Here is a 17,929-nt window from a genome sequence, read left to right as displayed (position 1 = left end):
GCGCCGCCTCCTCTGGCGCTGCTCGGCTAAACGCCGCGCAAGCTCTCACGCTCTCCGTTCGCCGCTGATCGAACCGTTCCGTGCGCTTCGCGCACGGCGCGTTCGCGTGCGCGCGCGACCGGAGCGTTCCGATTCGATCGACAGGTGGATTTCAAATGGCTTCAGTCAGACCCACGCTCGCCGCGCATGGGGCAACGTCGCTTTTCGTGCTGCTATGGAGCAGCGGAGCGATCTTCGCCGAACTCGGCCTGCGGCATGCGTCCGCATTCGCTTTCCTGATCGCGCGCTTCGCGCTCGCATCGCTCGTGCTGCTCGTGCTGTCGCTCGCGCGGCGCCGCTGGCTGCCGCCGCGCGGCGCGCGCCGCGCGACGGTCGCGACCGGCCTGCTGCTCACGGGCGGCTATTCGATCCTGTATCTGCTCGCGCTCGAGCGCGGGCTCGCGCCCGGCATCCTCGCGACGATACTCGGCGTGCAGCCGATCCTCACGCTCGTCGTGCTCGAACGCCGCGCATCGGGCGCGCGGCTTGCCGGCCTCGCGCTTGCGCTGACCGGCCTGGGCCTCGTCGTCTATCGCAGCATCGCGGGCGGCGACGCGCCGGTATCGGGCGCCGCGTGCGCGCTCGGCGCCTTGCTCTCGATCACGGCGGGCGCGCTGCTGCAAAAGCGCGTGCGCGCCGCGCCGATCGACGTGCTGCCGCTGCAGAACGCGCTCGGCCTCGGGCTATGCGCGCTGATCGCGCCGTTCGAGCCGATCGCGTTCGAAGCGAGCTGGTCGTTCGCGCTGCCGCTCGCGTGGCTCGGCATCGTGATCTCGGTGTTCGCGCAGTTGCTGTTCTACCGGCTGATGCAGCGGGGCGATCTCGTCAACGTGACGAGCCTCTTCTATCTCGTGCCGGTCGTGACCGCGCTGATGGATGCCGCGTGGCTGGGCAACCGTCTCGCGCCGCTCGAGATCGCCGGCATGATCGCGATCCTCGCCGGCCTCGCGCTCGTGTTCCGGCGCGCCGTGCGCGATTGACGGCGATGTCGGCGACGCGGTAACGGCGCGCCCGCACTGCAACATGCGGGCGCGCCGTTCATTGCATCGCAACGCCGACAAGCGATTGGAAAGACGGAATGAAAGCATTTCGTCGGATTGTTCGCGCCAAACCGCGCGATCTGCGTGTTTTCGTCGCGCTGCGAAGCTTTGGATAACCAAAAAACGCCGGCCGTTATCTATACTCGAAACAACCGGCCGCCCCGCACGCGACCGGGCGGATAAAAAAGGAGACACGCATGTCGACCTATTTCACGATCGCCGACTTCATCCTGCTGATCCCGATGGCGCTTGCCGGCGCGCTGTTCCTCGGCGCGGTGCCGTGCGCGACCGAGTTCCGCCACAACGTGCTGCGCGTGCTCGGCGCGATGCTCGGCATGGCGGTCGGCGTACTGCTGGTCGAAGGGCTGCCCGCGCTGATCTAGCTGCCGCGCCCGCGCCCCGTGCATCCGCCTGCGCCGCCTTCGGCGCGCCGAGAGCGGGCGGCAGGCGTATTGTCAGGATCGCTATCGATCAGATCGCCTGATCGGTGGACGGTTTTTCCCACAGATTGATCCCGCCTTCCGTCGCATGGCGGTCGATCTCGGCGATCTCGTCGTCGCCGAACGCGAGATTGGCGAGCGCCGCGACGTTCTCGCGCACCTGCTCCGCGCGGCTCGCGCCGATCAACGCGGACGTGACGCGCGAATCGCGCAGCACCCACGCGAGCGCCATCTGCGCGAGGCTCTGGCCGCGCCGCTGCGCGATCTCGTTCAGCTTGCGCACGTGCTCGAGGTTCTCCGCGCTCAGGTGCTCCCCCTTCAGCGATCCGCCGCCCGGCTTGTTGATCCGCGCATCGGCCGGCACGCCGTTCAGATACTTCGACGTGAGGAGCCCCTGCGCGAGCGGCGTGAACGCGATGCAGCCGGCACCCGTCTCGTCGAGCGCGTCGAGCAGTTCGCGCTCGATCCAGCGATTGAGCATGTTGTACGCGGGCTGGTGAATCAGGAGCGGCACCTTGTATTCGGCGAGCAGCTTCGCGATCTCGCGCGTCTTCGCCGCCGAATACGACGAGACCCCGACATAGAGCGCCTTGCCCTGCTGCACGGCGGTCGCGAGCGCGCTCGCGGTTTCCTCGAGCGGCGTGTGCGCGTCGAAGCGGTGCGAGTAGAAGATGTCGACGTAATCGAGCCCCATGCGCTGCAGGCTCTGGTCGAGGCTCGCGAGCACGTACTTGCGCGAGCCGCCGCCGCTGCCGTACGGGCCGGGCCACATGTCCCAGCCGGCCTTCGTCGAGATCAGCAGCTCGTCGCGGTACGGCCTGAAATCCTCGCGCAGCAGCCGGCCGAAGTTCGTTTCGGCGCTGCCGTACGGCGGCCCGTAGTTGTTCGCGAGATCGAAGTGCGTGATGCCGAGATCGAATGCGGTGCGCAGGATCTCGCGCTGCGTCGAGATCGGCGTCGTGTCGCCGAAGTTGTGCCACAAGCCGAGCGAAAGCGCCGGCAGTTTGAGCCCGGATTTGCCGCTTACGCGATACTGCATGTCCGCATAGCGTTCGGAAGCTGCTTCGTAGGCCATCTGAATTCCCGTCGAGACGTTGAACGAGGCCGGATGCGATCCGGCCGGACGTACCCCAGCGGGCCATGTTAGCCAACCGTCGCGAATCGTGCAGCAACGCCGCGCCGTGATGGACGCCGCGGCGGCGCTCCCCTACACTGCGGCGTCTTCATCATCCGTTTCAGCGAGGATCTTCATGACTCGAGCGATTTCCGTTGCGCTCATCGTCGGCGGCGTCGTGCTGCTGTATTTCGGCGGCCAGTCGTTTCATTCGATCAACGACGGCGTCGCACGCTTTTTCACCGGTTCGCCTTCGACGAAGACGATCACGCTGATCGCGGGCGGCGTCGTCGCGACGCTCGTCGGGCTGATCGGCCTGTCGATGCCGAGCGGCAAGCGCTGACGCGCGCGTTCCGGCTCGATCCCGAAACGAAACGGGCGGCCCGCATGTGGCCGCCCGTTTCGTCCGGTCGTTATCGAGACCGCCATCGCCATGCGCGCGGCTGCGCGCATTTCATCTCATCCCGCGCCGGACGAAGCGCGCCACATCGAGCGTCGCGCCGCCTCGCGCGAACCCTGAACTAGAACCGCACCTCCGGCTTCGACGCCGACCGCGAGCCCGGCACGGGCCGATTGCTGTCGCCGTGATACGTGAACACGAGCGAGAACTTCACCCGATCGGTGCGGTTCTGACCCGCCGAATGCAGCGTGTTGCAGTGAAAGAACACGACGTCGCCCGCCGCGAGCTCCGGGCACACCGCCTGCTCGATCAACGCCCGGTTCGCCGGCGCGTCGCTGCGGAAGAACTTCGCTTCGTCGAAGCTCTCCGGCCCGAATTCCGCGTCATGCGAGCCCGGCACGAGCCACAGCGCGCCGTTGTCGTCCGTCTCCGGCCCGAGCGCGAGCCACACGGACACGAGGTCCGGGCGCCCGAACGACCAATAGCGCACGTCACGGTGCCAGCCGGTCAGGCTGCCGTACGCCGGGTGCTTCGTCATCACGCAATTGTGATGCGTGCGCGACAGCACCGGTGTCTCGCCGAAATATGCTCGCATCCACGCGCCGATCTCGGGTGCGGTCGCGCGCCTGGCGAACGCCGCGTCGCGCGCGTAGGCGTCGAGCAGCCGTCGCACCGTATGACCGCCCGGCGCATGCCGCGATTCGGGCGCGCCCGGATAGCGCAGATCGGCTTCGAATTCGAGCGGCTGCGCCGCCTCGTGCAGTTGCCGCTCGGCGATCGCCTTCAGTTGCGCGCACCCCTCGGGCGCGACGAGCCCCGGTGCGACGACGAAGCCGCGCTCGCGCAGCGTCTGGACCTGCGTGTGAATCAACTCCGGGTGCAAGAAAGACATGGGATGATCGACATAATTGTTATCAACGATCGATTGTAAAGCGGGCGTGCGCGACATGCTCGCAACAATGCCGCGAAGCGAAAAAAGGCACGCGATCGTCGCCGCGAATTTGATGTAACGCAAAGGAACTGTCGGGCGCGCGCTCGCCACTAACTTTAGCTGCCCCGGGGCGGCGCGCCCGGCGCACGAGGGTTAGCGCGACTTCCTGGCGTCACGAAGCCCCTGTAGCCTCGGCACACCTGCTAGTTTTCGCGGGCAGCGGCGCACCGATGCTTTCGGTACGATGGGTTCGACCCTTGCCGCACAACGGCCGTTTTGACATTCGCGCCCTGAAACGGGCCACACTACGAGCGAATTACTTTCGTCATGCCTTTCCGTCTGACTTCCCGTCTTCACCGCACCCCGAAGAGCGCGCCGTCGGCGCCGCACCGGATCGTGCGCGCGTTGCGCCACCACAGCGCGCGCTCGAGCGTGCTCGCCGAGCGCGCGCGCCAGCACCAGCCGCGGCTCGATGGTCTGCGCGCATGGCTGCACGCGTTCCTGTCGCTGATGAGCGCCCATGCCGCAGCGCGTCGCACCGCGCTGCGCTCGCTGCTGCAAAAGCCGTCGCTGCGGCTGCGCGCACCGTCGCTGCACCGCGCAAGTGTCGCGCCGCGCCGGATCAACCGGCCGCGCCGTCTCGCGACGAGCACCGGCTGGTTCGTGTTCGCCGCGCGCTAGGCGCGGCAGCACACGGCACGCGCCGCCGCGCGCGTCCGACGCGGATCGCGCCGATGCGCAACGCGAGCCGCGGCCCGAAGCGCAACCGAAAATAAAAAAACCCCGGCGAGACCGGGGTTTTTGTTTGCCATCGCGAACGTGCGTCAGGCGACTTGCACGGCCGGCTCGACGCCCGCCGCCTCGGCGAGCGCGAGCGCCTTGTCGGCGGCTTCCCACGAGAATTCCGGCTCTTCGCGGCCGAAGTGGCCGTAAGCGGCGGTCTTCTCGTAGATCGGACGCAGCAGATCGAGCATCTGGATGATGCCCTTCGGACGCAGGTCGAAGTGCTCGCGCACGAGCCTCGTGATCGTCTCGTCGGACACGCGGCCCGTGCCGAACGTGTTGACCATCACCGAGGTCGGCTCGGCGACGCCGATCGCATACGACACCTGGATCAGCGCGCGCGACGCAAGGCCCGCGGCGACGATGTTCTTCGCGACGTAGCGGCCCGCGTAAGCGGCCGAGCGGTCGACCTTCGACGGGTCCTTGCCCGAGAACGCGCCGCCGCCGTGCGGGGCTGCGCCGCCGTAGGTGTCGACGATGATCTTGCGGCCGGTCAGCCCGCAATCGCCTTGCGGGCCGCCGATCACGAAGCGGCCGGTCGGATTCACGAGGAACTTGATGTCGCCCTTGATCAGGTCGGCGGGCAGCGTCGGCTTGATGATCTCTTCGATCACCGCTTCGCGCAGCGCGGGCAGATCGATGTCCGGCGCGTGCTGCGTCGACAGCACGACGGTATCGATCGAGTGCGGCTTGCCGTCGACGTAGCGAACCGTCACCTGCGATTTCGCGTCCGGACGCAGCCACGGCAGGCGGCCGTCGCGGCGCAGGTTCGCCTGGCGCTCGACGAGGCGGTGCGACAGGTGGATCGGCAGCGGCATCAGCTCGGGCGTTTCGTCGCACGCGTAGCCGAACATCAGGCCCTGGTCGCCCGCGCCTTGATCGAGGTTGTTGTCGTGCGCGCGATCGACGCCTTGCGCGATGTCGGGCGACTGCTTGTCGTACGCGACGAGCACCGCGCAGCCGCGGTAGTCGATGCCGTAATCGGTGTTGTCGTAACCGATGCGCTTGATCGTGTCGCGCGCGATCTGGATGTAGTCGATGTTCGCCGTCGTCGTGATTTCGCCGGCCAGCACGACGAGGCCGGTGTTGCACAGCGTTTCGGCCGCAACACGGGAGTACTTGTCTTGCGCGAGGATTGCGTCGAGGATCGCGTCGGAGATTTGATCTGCGACCTTGTCCGGATGGCCTTCGGAAACGGATTCGGACGTAAAGAGATATTCGTTTGCCACGTTCTCAGGCTCCTGTTGTGGTTACGGTTGAAGTTCACGTAGCCAGCTTCCAGAGGCCCGAAGTGGCGACGCTTTAGCGGATTTCCTGCGCCGTGGGCGCTCGTCGCGCCCGCCGGCTTCGCCCCGCAAGTTGTCAGTTAACTCGGCGAAGCCCGTATTATAGCGGCTTTCTCGAATTGTCACAGAGCGTCCATCGTGCGGCTCCTTCCACTGTCCTTCAACCCTGCTCTCATCGCGCCGGCCGGCCGGATCGACGGAGGATTCGCATGCTAGGCCGTCTCGGCACACAGCTCGCCGTCGCGTTTCTCAAATTCCTCGCGGTCCTGCCCTACGGCCTGACCGCGCGCCTCGGCGACGGCCTGGGCTGGCTGCTCTACCAGATCCCCAGCCGGCGCAAGCGCATCGTACACACCAATTTGAAACTCTGCTTCCCTGATTGGAGCGACGCGCGCCGCGAGGAAGTCGCCGGCCGGCACTTCCGGCACGCGATCCGCAGCTACGTCGAGCGCAGCATCCAGTGGTTCGGCTCCGCGAAAAAGCTCGAAAAGTTGATCCAGGTCGACAGCGCGGTCGACCTCGCCGACCCGAACCTGCCGCCGACGCTCTTCCTCGGGCTGCACTTCGTCGGCATCGAGGCGGGCTCGATCTGGCTGAACCGGTCGCTGCAACGCCGCTGCGGCTCGCTGTACCAGCCGTTCTCGAACCCGACGCTCGAAGCCGTCGCGAAAGCCGCGCGCGGCCGCTTCGACGCCGAGATGGTCGGCCGCGCCGACAGCGCGCGCGTCGTGCTGCGCTGGCTGCGCGACCGCAAGCCGGTGATGCTCGGCGCCGACATGGATTACGGCCTGCGCAACTCGACGTTCGTGCCGTTCTTCGGCGTCCCCGCGTGCACGCTGACCGCGGTCGGCCGGCTCGCGAAGACGGGCCATGCGCAGGTCGTGCCGTTCATCGGCGAAGTGCTGCCCGATTACCGGGGTTATCGGCTGAAAATCTTCAAGCCTTGGGAAAATTATCCGACGGGCGACGACGACCTCGACGCGCGCCGGATGAACGCGTTCCTCGAAGAGCAGATTCCGCTGATGCCCGAGCAGTATTACTGGGTGCACAAGCGCTTCAAGACGCGCCCGCCCGGCGAGCCGAGCCTCTATTGACCCCGCCGCCGCGGCATGCCCGCGGCATACAATAGCGCCCATGAAACTCTCGTTTACCAAGATGCACGGCGCGGGCAACGACTTCGTCGTGCTCGACGGCTACAGCCGCGCGCTGCCCCCGCTCACCGGCGCGCAGGTGCGCGCGCTCGCCGACCGCCACTTCGGGATCGGCGCCGATCAGTTGCTGCTCGTCGAAAAGCCCACCGTCGACGGCGCCGATTTCAAATACCGGATCTTCAACTGCGACGGCGGCGAGGTCGAGCACTGCGGCAACGGCGCGCGCTGCTTCGTCAAGTTCGTCCGCGACCGCGGGCTCACCGACGAGGCAAGCGTGCGCGTCGAAGTCAAGCACGGCGTGATCACGCTGACGATGCAGGACAACGGCGAGGTCGTCGTCGACATGGGCGCGCCCGTGTTCGAGCCGGCGCGCGTGCCGTTCGACGCGAGCGGCCTCGAAGGCCGCCGCGAGGGCGCCGACACGCTGTGGCCGCTGCCCGTGAACGGCGCGACGCGCTGGATCTCGGTCGTGTCGATGGGCAATCCGCACGCGGTGCAGATCGTCGACGACGCAAAGGCGGCCCCGGTGCTCGCCGATGGCCCCGCGATCGAGCGCCACCCGCGTTTCCCGCAGCGCGTGAACGCGGGCTTCATGCAGATCGTGTCGCGGCACGAGGTGAACCTGCGCGTGTACGAGCGCGGCGCGGGCGAGACGCTCGCGTGCGGCACGGGCGCGTGCGCGGCCGTCGCGGCGGGCATCCGGCGCGGGCAACTCGATTCGCCCGTCACGGTCCATACGCATGGCGGCACGCTGACGATCTCGTGGGACGGCGCGCGCGACGAACGCGCGCCGCTCAAGATGGCCGGCCCCGCGACGACCGTCTTCGAAGGCGTGATCGAGCTGCCCGCCTGACCTTTTGTAGCCTGACCTTTCATTTGCCGAAGCCGAACGAAGCGCCATGAACGATCGCGAAGTCGCAGACTACCTGCTCGCCAACCCCGAATTCTTCGCCCAGCACGCGGAACTGCTCGCGACGATCAAGCTCGCGAATCCGCACGGCAAGGCCGCGGTGTCGCTTCAGGAGCGGCAGATGGAGATGCTGCGGGACAAGAACAAGCATCTCGAACGCCGGCTCGCCGAGCTGCTGCGCTACGGTCACGAAAACGACGGGCTCGCCGCGAAGTTCAACCGCTGGACGGCGCGCGTGATCGCCGAGCGCGATCCGTACGCACTGCCGCGCGCGATCGCGGGCGGCTTGGCCGACGTGTTCGACGTCCCGCAGACGGCGCTCAGGCTCTGGGACGTCGCCGAGACCTACGCGCAAGCCGATTTCGCGCGCAACGTCGGCGAGGAGGTGCGCCTCTTCACGAACAGTCTTGCGACCCCATATTGCGGCGCGAATACCGGCTTCGAGGCCGCGCAGTGGCTCGCGCCCGTCGCGGCCGCGCCCGTCGCAGCCGACGGCGAAGCCCCCGCGGCGAGCGGCGCCGCCGAATCGGTCGCGCTGATCGCGCTGCGCGCGAGCGCCGCGGGCGAAGGCGCGGGCGCGTTCGGCCTGCTCGTGCTGGGCTCGCCTGACCCGCGGCGCTTCCACGACGGCATGGGCACCGACTTCCTCGCGCAGATCGGCACGCTCGCGAGCGCAGCGCTCACGCGCCTGCTGCCGCACTGACGGCCGCGCGCCGCGCCCCGCCTTCCGCCCGCCGACACGCGCCATGACCGCCGATCCGATCGCCGACTACCTGTCGAACCTGCGGCACGTGAGGAAGCTGTCGGATCACACGCTGCGCGCGTACGCGCACGAACTCGACGAACTGAAGAAGCTCGCGAACGGCCGCCCGCTCGAAAGCCTCACGGCCGTCGACATGCGCGGCGCCGTCGCGCGCGCGCATGCGGGCGGCCTGTCCGCGCGTTCGATCTCGCACCGGCTGTCCGCGTGGCGCGCGTTCTACCGCTGGTTTTCGCAGCATGTCGAGATGAACGCGAATCCGGTCGCGGCCGTGCGCGCGCCGAAGCGCGCGAAGACGCTGCCGAAGGCGCTGTCCGTCGACGACGCGGCCGCGCTGATGGACGCGCCGACGGCCGGCACCGCCGAGAGCCTGCGCGATCACGCGATTCTCGAGCTGTTCTATTCGTCCGGGCTGCGGCTCGCCGAGCTGATCGGCCTCGACATCGAATACGCGAAGGACGGCGACTACCGCTCCGAAGGCTGGCTCGACCTCGCCGAAGCGGAAGTCACCGTGCGCGGCAAGGGCGACAAGGAGCGCAAGGTGCCCGTCGGCCGCAAGGCGATCGACGCGCTGAACGCCTGGCTCGCGGTGCGCGGCGAGTTCGTGAAGCGCGATCCGCGGCCGCTCTTCCTGTCGGTGCGCGGCAACCGGATGTCGCCCGGCGTCGTGCGCGAGCGCGTGAAGCGCGCGGCGCTCGCGGCGGGCATTCCGGCGAACGTGCATCCGCACGTGCTGCGCCACTCGTTCGCGACGCACGTACTGCAATCGAGCGGGGATCTGCGCGCAGTGCAGGAGCTGCTCGGCCACGCGAGCATCTCGGCGACGCAGGTCTATACGTCGCTCGACTTCCTGCATCTCGCGAAGATCTACGACAGCGCGCATCCGCGCGCGAAGAAGCGCGACTGACGCGCGCCGCCGCGCTCGCCGAATCACTGAATCACCGAATCACACTCCGCCGCGCCCGGCGCGGCTTTTTCGATCCCGACATGCATACCGTTACGCTCAAGCCGTCGAAAGACAAATCCCTGCTGCGCCGCCATCCGTGGGTCTACGCGAACGCGATCGACCGCGTCGACGGCAAGCCCGCGCCCGGCGCGACCGTCATCGTTCGCGCGCACGACGGGCGCTTCCTCGCGCGCGCGGCGTACAGCCCGCATTCGCAGATCCGCCTGCGCGCGTGGAGCTTCGACGAGAACGAGCCGATCGACCACGCGTTCTTCAAGCGGCGCGTGCAGCGCGCGATCGCGCATCGCCGCGCGATGATCGCGGGCACGGGCGCGGTGCGTCTCGTGTTCGGCGAGGCGGACGGGCTGCCGGGGCTCATCGTCGATCACTACGTCGCGGCGCCGATCCCCGCCGGCGACGCCGCCGCGCGCGCCACCGAAGGCGATGCGGCGCAGCAGGCCGCGCCGGGCGAAGGCGCGGGCCGCGGCCAGCTCGTCTGCCAGTTCATGGCGGCGGGCGTCGAGCACTGGAAGGACGCGATCGTCGCGGCGCTCGTCGCGGCGACCGGTTGCCCGAACGTCTACGAGCGCTCGGACGTATCGATCCGCGAGAAGGAAGGGCTCGAGCAGACGACGGGCGTGCTCGCGGGCGACGCGCCGCCCGACACGCTGATCGCGAACGAGAACGGCGTGCTGTATCACGTCGACGTCCGCAACGGCCACAAGACGGGCTTCTACGTCGACCAGCGCGAGAACCGCGCGCTCGTCGCGCAGTACGCGCGCGGGCGCGACGTGCTCAACTGCTTCTGCTACACGGGCGGCTTCTCGCTCGCGGCGCTCAAGGGCGGCGCGAAGCGGGTCGTGTCGATCGATTCGTCGGGCGACGCGCTCGCGCTCGCGCAGCGCAACGTCGCCGCGAACGGCTTCGACGCCGCGCGCGCCGAGTGGCTCGACGCCGACGCGTTCAGGACGCTGCGCCGTCTCGTCGATGAAGGCGAGCGCTTCGACCTGATCGTGCTCGACCCGCCGAAGTTCGCGCCGACGCGCGACAGCGTCGAGCGCGCGGCGCGCGCGTACAAGGACATCAACCTGAGCGGCTTCAAGCTGCTGCGCCCGGGCGGCCTGCTGTTCACGTACTCGTGCTCGGGCGCGATCGACATGGACCTGTTCCAGAAGATCGTCGCGGGCGCGGCGGCCGACGCGAAGGTCGACGCGCGGCTCCTGAAGCGGCTCGGCGCGGGCGTCGATCACCCGCTCCTGACCGCGTTCCCCGAAGGCGAATATCTGAAGGGGCTGCTGTTGCAAATCGCGTGATCGCCCCGATCTGAGCGGGCGGCGCTGTGCGAGCCCGCGCCGCGCCGGCCGTCCGGCCGGCAGCGGGGGCTTGACAGGTATGTTTCAATAAACGGCTGAGCGCTCGAAAAAGTTTCGCCGGGCGCGCTGCTTCCAGCCGTTTTGACCCCGTTTCACGAACCACAGGCGACCGACGACATGGCCATTCCCGTCACCATCCTCACGGGCTTCCTCGGCAGCGGCAAGACGACGCTGCTCAAGCGCATCCTGAACGAACAGCACGGCATGAAGATCGCCGTGATCGAAAACGAGTTCGGCGAAGAAAACATCGACAACGAAATCCTCGTCCAGGATTCGAACGAGCAGATCATCCAGATGAGCAACGGCTGCATCTGCTGCACGATCCGCGGCGACCTCGCGCGCGTGCTCGCCGAGCTCGCCGCGAACAAGCGCGACGGCAAGTTCGACTTCGACCGCGTGGTGATCGAGACGACGGGCCTCGCGAATCCGGGCCCCGTCGCGCAGACGTTCTTCATCGACAGCGAGATCGCCGACGAATTCCTGCTCGATGCGGTCATCACGCTCGTCGACGCGAAGCACGCCGACACGCAGCTCGACGAGCACGAGGTCGTGCAGCGGCAGGTCGGCTTCGCCGATCGCCTGTTCATCACGAAGGCGGACCTCGTCGACGACGAGACGGTGTCCGAGCTCAAGCACCGCCTGCTGCACATGAACCCGAGGGCGGCGATCAAGGTCGTGAACTTCGGCGATGCGGACATCAAGGAGATCTTCGACCTGCGCGGCTTCAACCTGAACGCGAAGCTCGAGATCGATCCGGACTTCCTCGCGGAAGACGAGCACGAGCACGCGCATCACCACGATCACGACCACGATCACGCGCATTGCGATCACGATCACGGCCATTGCGAGCACGATCACGAGCACGGCCACCATCATCATCACGCGCACCACGACGACAAGATCAAGTCGTTCGTCTACCGCAACGATCGCCCGTTCGATCCGAACAAGCTCGAAGACTTCCTGGGCGGGATCCTGCAGATCTACGGCGAGCGGATGCTGCGCTACAAGGGCGTGCTGTACATGAAGGGCGTCGACCGCAAGGTCGTGTTCCAGGGCGTGCACCAGATGATGGGCAGCGATCTCGCCGCGAAGTGGCTGCCGGTCGAGAAGAAGACCAACAAGATGGTGTTCATCGGCGTCGACCTGCCGCGCGACCTCATCACCGACGGCCTCGACGCCTGCCTCGCGTAACCTGCCGCCCGCCGGGAAGCCCGCCGGGCCGGCGCACGGCCGTCATCGCTTTTTCCTGATTTGCGGGTTATATTTTCAGGATACCGCTTGACCGGCAGGGGATCGACCCGATACGGCGAGGGCTTGCGATTCAGTTACAATACCTGCCCGCTGGAGAAGGGCGGCGGCAGGCCCGATCCTCGCGTGAAGCCCGGGCGGCAGGTAGAGCGCAGGGGACGGCCGCCCGCCGGTCACGCGCAATCCGGTCCCCGAGGGAGTACTGAACGAAACGGGCCGGGTATCCGGAGGCTTTCGGCCCCGTCACAGCGAATGGCAAACAATTGCAAGGGCTGTTGCGGGTAATCCCAAAGTGCGGGCAATATCCATGGATTCGCCGCACATTGAAGAAGCAAGCAGATGACGAAGAAACTCTTGACCGAAGCCGAAATCCTGAAGATGAGCGACAAGGATTACATGAATGAGGATCAGCTCGCCTTCTTCAAAAATCGGCTCGAACAATTGCAGGCGGAAATTCTCCGCAATGCGGGCCAGACGACCGAGAATCTGCGCGAAACGGTGATCGTGCCGGACCCCGCCGATCGCGCGACGATCGAGGAAGAGCACGCGCTCGAACTGCGCACGCGCGACCGCGAACGCAAGCTTCTCAAGAAGGTCCAGCAATCGCTCGCCCGCATCGAATCGGGCGAGTACGGCTGGTGCGAAGAGACGGGCGAGCCGATCGGCATCCCGCGTCTGCTCGCACGTCCGACGGCCACGCTGTCGCTCGAAGCGCAGGAGCGCCGCGAGCTGCGTCAGAAGCTGTTCGGCGACTGACACCCACCCGGCGCGGCCCGCCTTCCGCGCCTCACACGCTTTGTCCAAAGCGCGCGGCCTGCCGCGCGCTTTTGTTTTGCTCCGCCGCCGCTTTGCTTTCCGCCGCGGCGGCGCCCGCCGCACGCCGCCCTTGATATCGCGGCGCCCGCCCTAAAATGAAGACCATGCGCGTCGAGCCGGCCGGCAGGGCCCCGCTCGCGCGCGCCGCAGCACGCGGCGGCGCCTTCGCGCGTCCCGCCTCCCCCGTCTTTCTCGAGGAATCCAGATGGAGCAATTTCACGGCACGACGATCGTCTCCGTGCGGCGTGGCGACAAGGTCGCGCTCGGCGGCGACGGCCAGGTCACGCTCGGCAATATCGTGATGAAGGGCGGTGCGCGCAAGGTGCGCCGCATCTACAACAACCAGGTGCTCGTCGGCTTCGCGGGCGGCACGGCCGACGCGTTCTCGCTCCTCGACCGCTTCGAGGCGAAGCTCGAAAAGCACCAGGGCAACCTGACGCGCGCGGCCGTCGAGCTCGCGAAGGACTGGCGCACCGATCGCATGTTGCGCCGCCTCGAAGCGATGCTGATCGCGGCCGACGCGACGTCGACGCTCGTCATCACCGGCAACGGCGACGTGCTCGACCCCGAGGGCGGGATCTGCGCGATCGGCTCGGGCGGCGCGTATGCGCAGGCCGCCGCGCGCGCGCTCGCCGAGAACACCGATCTGTCCCCGCGCGAGATCGTCGAGAAGGCGCTCGAGATCGCGGGCGACATGTGCATCTATACGAACCACAACCGGATCATCGAGACCATCGAGTAAGGAGAAGCCGTGAGCACCATGACCCCTGCCGAGATCGTCTCGGAACTCGACAAGCACATCATCGGCCAGGACAAGGCGAAGAAGGCCGTCGCGGTCGCGCTGCGCAACCGCTGGCGCCGCCAGCAGGTCGCCGAGCCGCTGCGCCAGGAGATCACGCCGAAGAACATCCTGATGATCGGGCCGACGGGCGTCGGCAAGACCGAGATCGCGCGGCGCCTGGCGAAGCTCGCCGACGCGCCGTTCATCAAGATCGAGGCGACCAAGTTCACCGAAGTCGGCTACGTCGGGCGCGACGTCGACAGCATCGTGCGCGACCTGATCGAGATCTCGGTCAAGCAGACCCGCGAAACAGAGATGCGCAAGGTGCGCAGCAAGGCGACCGATCTCGCCGAAGACCGCATCCTCGACGTGCTGCTGCCGCAGCCGCGCGCGGTGGGCTTCGGCGCGAGCGCCGAGCATGCGAACGACGACAACAACGCGACGCGCCAGACGTTTCGCAAGCGCCTGCGCGAAGGCCAGCTCGACGACAAGGAAATCGAGCTCGACATCGAGCAACCGACGGTCGGCATGGACATCATGGCGCCTCCCGGCATGGAGGAGATGACCGAGCAGATCCGCTCGATGTTCTCGAACCTGGGCGGCGGCAAGAAGCAGCGCCGCAAGGTGAAGATCAAGGAGGCGCTGAAGCTGCTGACCGACGAGGAAGCGGCGAAGATGCTCAACGACGAGGAAGTGAAGACGAAGGCCGTGCAGAACGTCGAGCAGAACGGCATCGTGTTCCTCGACGAGATCGACAAGATCACGTCGCGCAACCACGAAGGCGGCGGCGGCGAGGTGTCGCGGCAGGGCGTGCAGCGCGATCTGCTGCCGCTCGTCGAAGGCACGACGATCAACACGAAGTACGGGATGGTGAAGACCGATCACATCCTGTTCATCGCGAGCGGCGCGTTCCATCTCGCGAAGCCGAGCGACCTGATTCCCGAGCTGCAGGGGCGCTTTCCGATCCGCGTCGAGCTCGAATCGCTGTCGGTGAAGGATTTCGAAGCGATTCTCGTCGCGACCGACGCGAGCCTCGTCAAGCAGTATCAGGCGCTCCTCGCGACCGAGGACGTCAAGCTCGAATTCGCCGACGAAGGCATCCGCCGGCTCGCCGAGATCGCGTATGCGGTCAACGAGAAGACCGAGAACATCGGCGCGCGGCGCCTGTACACGGTGATCGAGAAGCTGCTCGAGGAAGTGTCGTTCGCGGCGGGCAATCACGCCGGCCAGAGCGTGACGATCGATGCGGCGTATGTCGACCGCGCGCTCGGCGAGGTGTCGAAGGACGAGGATCTGTCGCGCTACGTGCTGTGACGCGAAGCGGCTTCGCCGCCGTTGCTCGAGAAAAACGGGCCGTCCCTTGCGGGGCGGCCCGTTTTTCGTTGCGCCACGTAGCGGATCTTCGGTGTCGATCGGTCGAAACCGGCGATCGATTGCGGACCGGCTGCGGCCGGTCATCCGCCGACCGGCCATTGGTCAACTGCGAGTCAACTGCGGGTCAACTGCCGCCGGCCGACGTCCGCGGCGCGCCTTTTACTGCCGCACCGGCTTCTTCGCGAGCTTGCGCTGCAGCGTGCGGCGGTGCATGTTCAGCGCGCGCGCGGTCGCCGAGATGTTGTTGTTGTTCTCCGCGAGCACGCGCTGGATGTGCTCCCATTCGAGCCGGTCCACCGACAGCACGACCGGATTCTCGAGCGCCTCGTCGGCCTGCACCTCGCTCGCGTTCGTCTGCAGCGCCGCAAGGATCGACTCGACGTTCGCCGGCTTCGCGAGGTAGTTGTCCGCGCCGTCCTTCACCGCCTGCACCGCGGTCGCGATGCTCGCGTAGCCGGTCAGCACGAGGATCCGCGCGTCGGGCTGCAGATCGCACAGCGGCGCGATGAGGCTCAGGCCCGAATCGTTGCCGAGGTGCAGGTCGACGGTGATGAACTGGAACTTTTCGGCGCCCGCGAGCTTGAGCGCCTCGTCCTTGTTGTGCGCCTGCCGCACCACGTAGCCGCGGCGCTCGAGCCCGCGCGCCAGCGTACCGGCAAACACTTCGTTGTCGTCGATCACGAGGAAATTCTTGTCGCTCATTTGCATCACTCCATCTGGTCTATCCGTTTTCGTTCGCCATCTCGGCCGCTACCTGGCGTGCGACCGGCAGCCGCAGGATCGCCCGCGTGCCGCGCGGCCGCGCGTCGGCGAGCTCGATCGAGCCGCCCAGGCGCGCCGCCGCGCTGAACGCGAGGTACAGGCCAACCCCGTGGCCGCCCTGCGTGCTGTCGACGGGCGCCGCGCCGAGCGTGTCGCGCAACGCGGCCGGGATGCCCGGCCCGTTGTCGCAGACCTCGAACTCGATTTCGTCGTGCGCGCCGTCGTGCGCGATCGTTGCCGCCAGCGTAACGCGATCGCGGCTCGCGCGCGCGGCATTGTCGAGCAGGATGGTCAGGATCTGGCCGACCGCGACCGTGTCGTCGAGCGCGACGCCCGAGGGCTGCGGCCCCAACTGCTCGAACAGCACGTGCGGATGGCGCAGCCGCCAATGCTCGACGAACGTGTCGAGCCACTCGCCCACGGGCTCGCGGCTCGGCCGCTCCGACGCGCGGCTTCTCAGGCGCGCGAGCGCCGACGTGCACTGCGACATCTGCTCCTCGAGCACCTTCAGGTCCGCATCGTAACGCGCGAGCCCCGCGTCCGTGCGGGCGGCCTCGCGCAATTCCTCGGTCAGCATCGCGATCGTCGACAGCGGCGTGCCCATCTCGTGCGCGACGGTGGCCGCCTGCACGCCGAGCGCGACCGCGCGCTCATCGCGCAACAGCGCCTGCTGCGCCTCGCCGAGCGCCGCGTCGCGCTGGCGCAGCGCGCTCGACATCCGCGCGACGAACCACGCGATGAGCCCGACGCTCACCATGAAGTTCACCCACATGCCCGCACGAAAATAATCGAACAGATTCGCGGGATTATCCAGGTTGAGCGGCACCGAATCGATGCCGAGCGCGAGGTAGCACGCGACCGCGAACGCCGCGAGCCAGATCATCAGGTGCCACGGCAGCACCGCGGCCGCGATCGCGAGCGACGGCAAGTACAGCGAAACGAACGGGTTCGTCGTCCCGCCAGACAGGAAGAGGAGCGCCGAAAGCGCGCCCAGGTCGACCCACAGTTGGCCGAGCAGCTCGAAATTGGTCTCGGGCCGCGCGCGCAACACGCGCACCCACGTGAGTGCGTTGAACACGATTTCGAGCGCGATCACCATCAGCATCGCGGGCAACGGCAAATGAACGCCGAAATAGGTCTGTACGACAGCGATCGTGACCAGTTGGCCGATGATCGCCAGATTGCGCAACCAGAACAGATGGCTCAGGTTGACACGTCCGGTAGTGGTGATTCGTTGCATCCGCGCAGTTTACCTTCTCAGTCTTCGCGCTCGGGGCGATCCGTCCCTTCGTCCCTCATGCCAGCCGCGACACGCCGGGCGATCTCGTCGGCCAGGCATTCCGGGCACAGGCAGCGCGCCCCCGTCGCGGGTTGCGCGCCCGCCGGCAGCGCCGGCATCGCCGCGCACCAGCAGGTGAACGGACGCGTGCGGGCGCCGCAGTCGAACGCGCTGCCGCAGCGCGGGCAGCGCTTACTGGTCAGGCCGGACGGGGCGGCGGGCTCGGTCATCGCAATTGGGCCGGGTCAAGCCAGGACAGGGACGAAAACGACAAAAGGGTGAATGTCTGCGCCGGCCGCAACGGCGATCCGCCGCCTCGCGGCGCGCAGCCGGGCGTCACGTGCCAAGCATAAGCGCCGCGCGCGGAAATTGCATGCGGATCGCGCAGGAAAACCGCACTTTTTCCGGTCGCGGCGCCCGGTTTCGATGTGCGCGCCGCCCATCGTCCGAACGGCCAAAAACCCCATGCTGCGCTGCGCCACTCCTGTACAATTCC

Annotated in this window: 19 protein-coding genes; 13 read left to right on the top strand and 6 right to left on the bottom strand. The window is 67.5% G+C overall.

Annotation, left to right across the window (positions count from 1 at the left end; genetic code table 11):
* The first annotated feature begins 155 nt into the window (after positions 1 to 155).
* Together WS92_RS11990 and WS92_RS11985 are read left to right on the top strand one after the other, a co-directional pair.
* Positions 156 to 1,019, top strand: a complete 864-nt coding sequence (locus tag WS92_RS11990; protein WP_059930642.1) for a DMT family transporter — start codon at positions 156 to 158, stop codon at positions 1,017 to 1,019.
* A gap of 257 nt (positions 1,020 to 1,276) precedes the next feature.
* Complete coding sequence (locus tag WS92_RS11985) at positions 1,277 to 1,462, top strand: hypothetical protein (RefSeq protein WP_006024145.1); 186 nt, start codon at positions 1,277 to 1,279, stop codon at positions 1,460 to 1,462.
* 88 nt (positions 1,463 to 1,550) lie between these two features.
* Here WS92_RS11985 and mgrA read toward each other — a convergent pair whose 3' ends face one another.
* Positions 1,551 to 2,594, bottom strand: coding sequence for an L-glyceraldehyde 3-phosphate reductase (gene mgrA, locus WS92_RS11980; protein ID WP_006024144.1), 1,044 nt, complete (start codon positions 2,592 to 2,594; stop codon positions 1,551 to 1,553).
* A gap of 175 nt (positions 2,595 to 2,769) precedes the next feature.
* On the opposite strand from mgrA, the gene WS92_RS11975 reads away from it, so the two are divergent.
* Positions 2,770 to 2,976, top strand: a complete 207-nt coding sequence (locus WS92_RS11975; protein ID WP_015601268.1) for a DUF3185 family protein — start codon at positions 2,770 to 2,772, stop codon at positions 2,974 to 2,976.
* Positions 2,977 to 3,154: 178 nt separating this feature from the next.
* Here WS92_RS11975 and WS92_RS11970 read toward each other — a convergent pair whose 3' ends face one another.
* A complete protein-coding gene (locus tag WS92_RS11970) occupies positions 3,155 to 4,048 on the bottom strand; it encodes a phytanoyl-CoA dioxygenase family protein (protein ID WP_231755904.1) in 894 nt (297 codons plus the stop codon).
* A gap of 243 nt (positions 4,049 to 4,291) precedes the next feature.
* Between WS92_RS11970 and WS92_RS11965 the strand changes: the two genes are divergently transcribed.
* Positions 4,292 to 4,645, top strand: a complete 354-nt coding sequence (locus WS92_RS11965; protein ID WP_059930647.1) for a hypothetical protein — start codon at positions 4,292 to 4,294, stop codon at positions 4,643 to 4,645.
* A 143-nt stretch (positions 4,646 to 4,788) separates the two neighbouring features.
* On the opposite strand, the gene metK is transcribed toward WS92_RS11965, so the two are convergent.
* Positions 4,789 to 5,976 (bottom strand): methionine adenosyltransferase, encoded by a 1,188-nt coding sequence (metK, locus tag WS92_RS11960; RefSeq protein ID WP_006024140.1) that lies wholly within the window; start codon positions 5,974 to 5,976, stop codon positions 4,789 to 4,791.
* 266 nt (positions 5,977 to 6,242) lie between these two features.
* Here metK and WS92_RS11955 point away from each other — a divergent pair, with 266 nt between their 5' ends.
* From WS92_RS11955 to hslU, 9 genes are all read left to right on the top strand, one after another.
* Entirely contained in the window at positions 6,243 to 7,127 is an 885-nt protein-coding gene (locus WS92_RS11955) for a lipid A biosynthesis lauroyl acyltransferase (protein WP_006024139.1), read from the top strand.
* Positions 7,128 to 7,167: 40 nt separating this feature from the next.
* Complete coding sequence (gene dapF / locus WS92_RS11950; protein ID WP_009910968.1) at positions 7,168 to 8,037, top strand: diaminopimelate epimerase; 870 nt, start codon at positions 7,168 to 7,170, stop codon at positions 8,035 to 8,037.
* A 46-nt stretch (positions 8,038 to 8,083) separates the two neighbouring features.
* Entirely contained in the window at positions 8,084 to 8,797 is a 714-nt protein-coding gene (locus tag WS92_RS11945; protein WP_015601168.1) for a DUF484 family protein, read from the top strand.
* A 43-nt stretch (positions 8,798 to 8,840) separates the two neighbouring features.
* The gene (xerC, locus tag WS92_RS11940) at positions 8,841 to 9,761 is read left to right on the top strand and encodes a tyrosine recombinase XerC (RefSeq protein WP_015601712.1); all 921 of its coding nucleotides are present in this window, start codon (positions 8,841 to 8,843) and stop codon (positions 9,759 to 9,761) included.
* An 80-nt stretch (positions 9,762 to 9,841) separates the two neighbouring features.
* The gene (locus WS92_RS11935) at positions 9,842 to 11,113 is read left to right on the top strand and encodes a class I SAM-dependent rRNA methyltransferase (RefSeq protein ID WP_015602026.1); all 1,272 of its coding nucleotides are present in this window, start codon (positions 9,842 to 9,844) and stop codon (positions 11,111 to 11,113) included.
* Between the two features lie 177 nt (positions 11,114 to 11,290).
* The gene (locus tag WS92_RS11930) at positions 11,291 to 12,364 is read left to right on the top strand and encodes a CobW family GTP-binding protein (protein WP_006024134.1); all 1,074 of its coding nucleotides are present in this window, start codon (positions 11,291 to 11,293) and stop codon (positions 12,362 to 12,364) included.
* Positions 12,365 to 12,760: 396 nt separating this feature from the next.
* The gene (gene dksA, locus WS92_RS11925; RefSeq protein ID WP_006024133.1) at positions 12,761 to 13,177 is read left to right on the top strand and encodes an RNA polymerase-binding protein DksA; all 417 of its coding nucleotides are present in this window, start codon (positions 12,761 to 12,763) and stop codon (positions 13,175 to 13,177) included.
* 265 nt (positions 13,178 to 13,442) lie between these two features.
* A complete protein-coding gene (hslV, locus tag WS92_RS11920) occupies positions 13,443 to 13,979 on the top strand; it encodes an ATP-dependent protease subunit HslV (RefSeq protein WP_006024132.1) in 537 nt (178 codons plus the stop codon).
* Positions 13,980 to 13,988: 9 nt separating this feature from the next.
* A complete protein-coding gene (hslU, locus tag WS92_RS11915) occupies positions 13,989 to 15,332 on the top strand; it encodes an ATP-dependent protease ATPase subunit HslU (RefSeq protein ID WP_015601087.1) in 1,344 nt (447 codons plus the stop codon).
* A 219-nt stretch (positions 15,333 to 15,551) separates the two neighbouring features.
* Here hslU and WS92_RS11910 read toward each other — a convergent pair whose 3' ends face one another.
* The 3 genes from WS92_RS11910 to WS92_RS11900 are packed head-to-tail and all read right to left on the bottom strand — an operon-like array spanning position 15,552 to position 17,663.
* Positions 15,552 to 16,094 carry a response regulator transcription factor gene (locus WS92_RS11910; protein ID WP_006024130.1) on the bottom strand — a complete coding sequence of 181 codons (543 nt, stop codon included), beginning with the start codon at positions 16,092 to 16,094 and terminating at the stop codon, positions 15,552 to 15,554.
* Positions 16,095 to 16,113: 19 nt separating this feature from the next.
* The gene (locus tag WS92_RS11905) at positions 16,114 to 17,394 is read right to left on the bottom strand and encodes an ATP-binding protein (RefSeq protein WP_059930649.1); all 1,281 of its coding nucleotides are present in this window, start codon (positions 17,392 to 17,394) and stop codon (positions 16,114 to 16,116) included.
* Between the two features lie 17 nt (positions 17,395 to 17,411).
* Entirely contained in the window at positions 17,412 to 17,663 is a 252-nt protein-coding gene (locus tag WS92_RS11900) for a cysteine-rich CWC family protein (RefSeq protein WP_015601868.1), read from the bottom strand.
* Positions 17,664 to 17,929: the final 266 nt, after the last annotated feature.

Origin of the sequence: Burkholderia sp. MSMB1588 (assembly GCF_001546925.1) — a bacterium.
Lineage (GTDB): Bacteria > Pseudomonadota > Gammaproteobacteria > Burkholderiales > Burkholderiaceae > Burkholderia > Burkholderia humptydooensis.
This window is presented reverse-complemented; position numbering and strand designations above follow the sequence as displayed.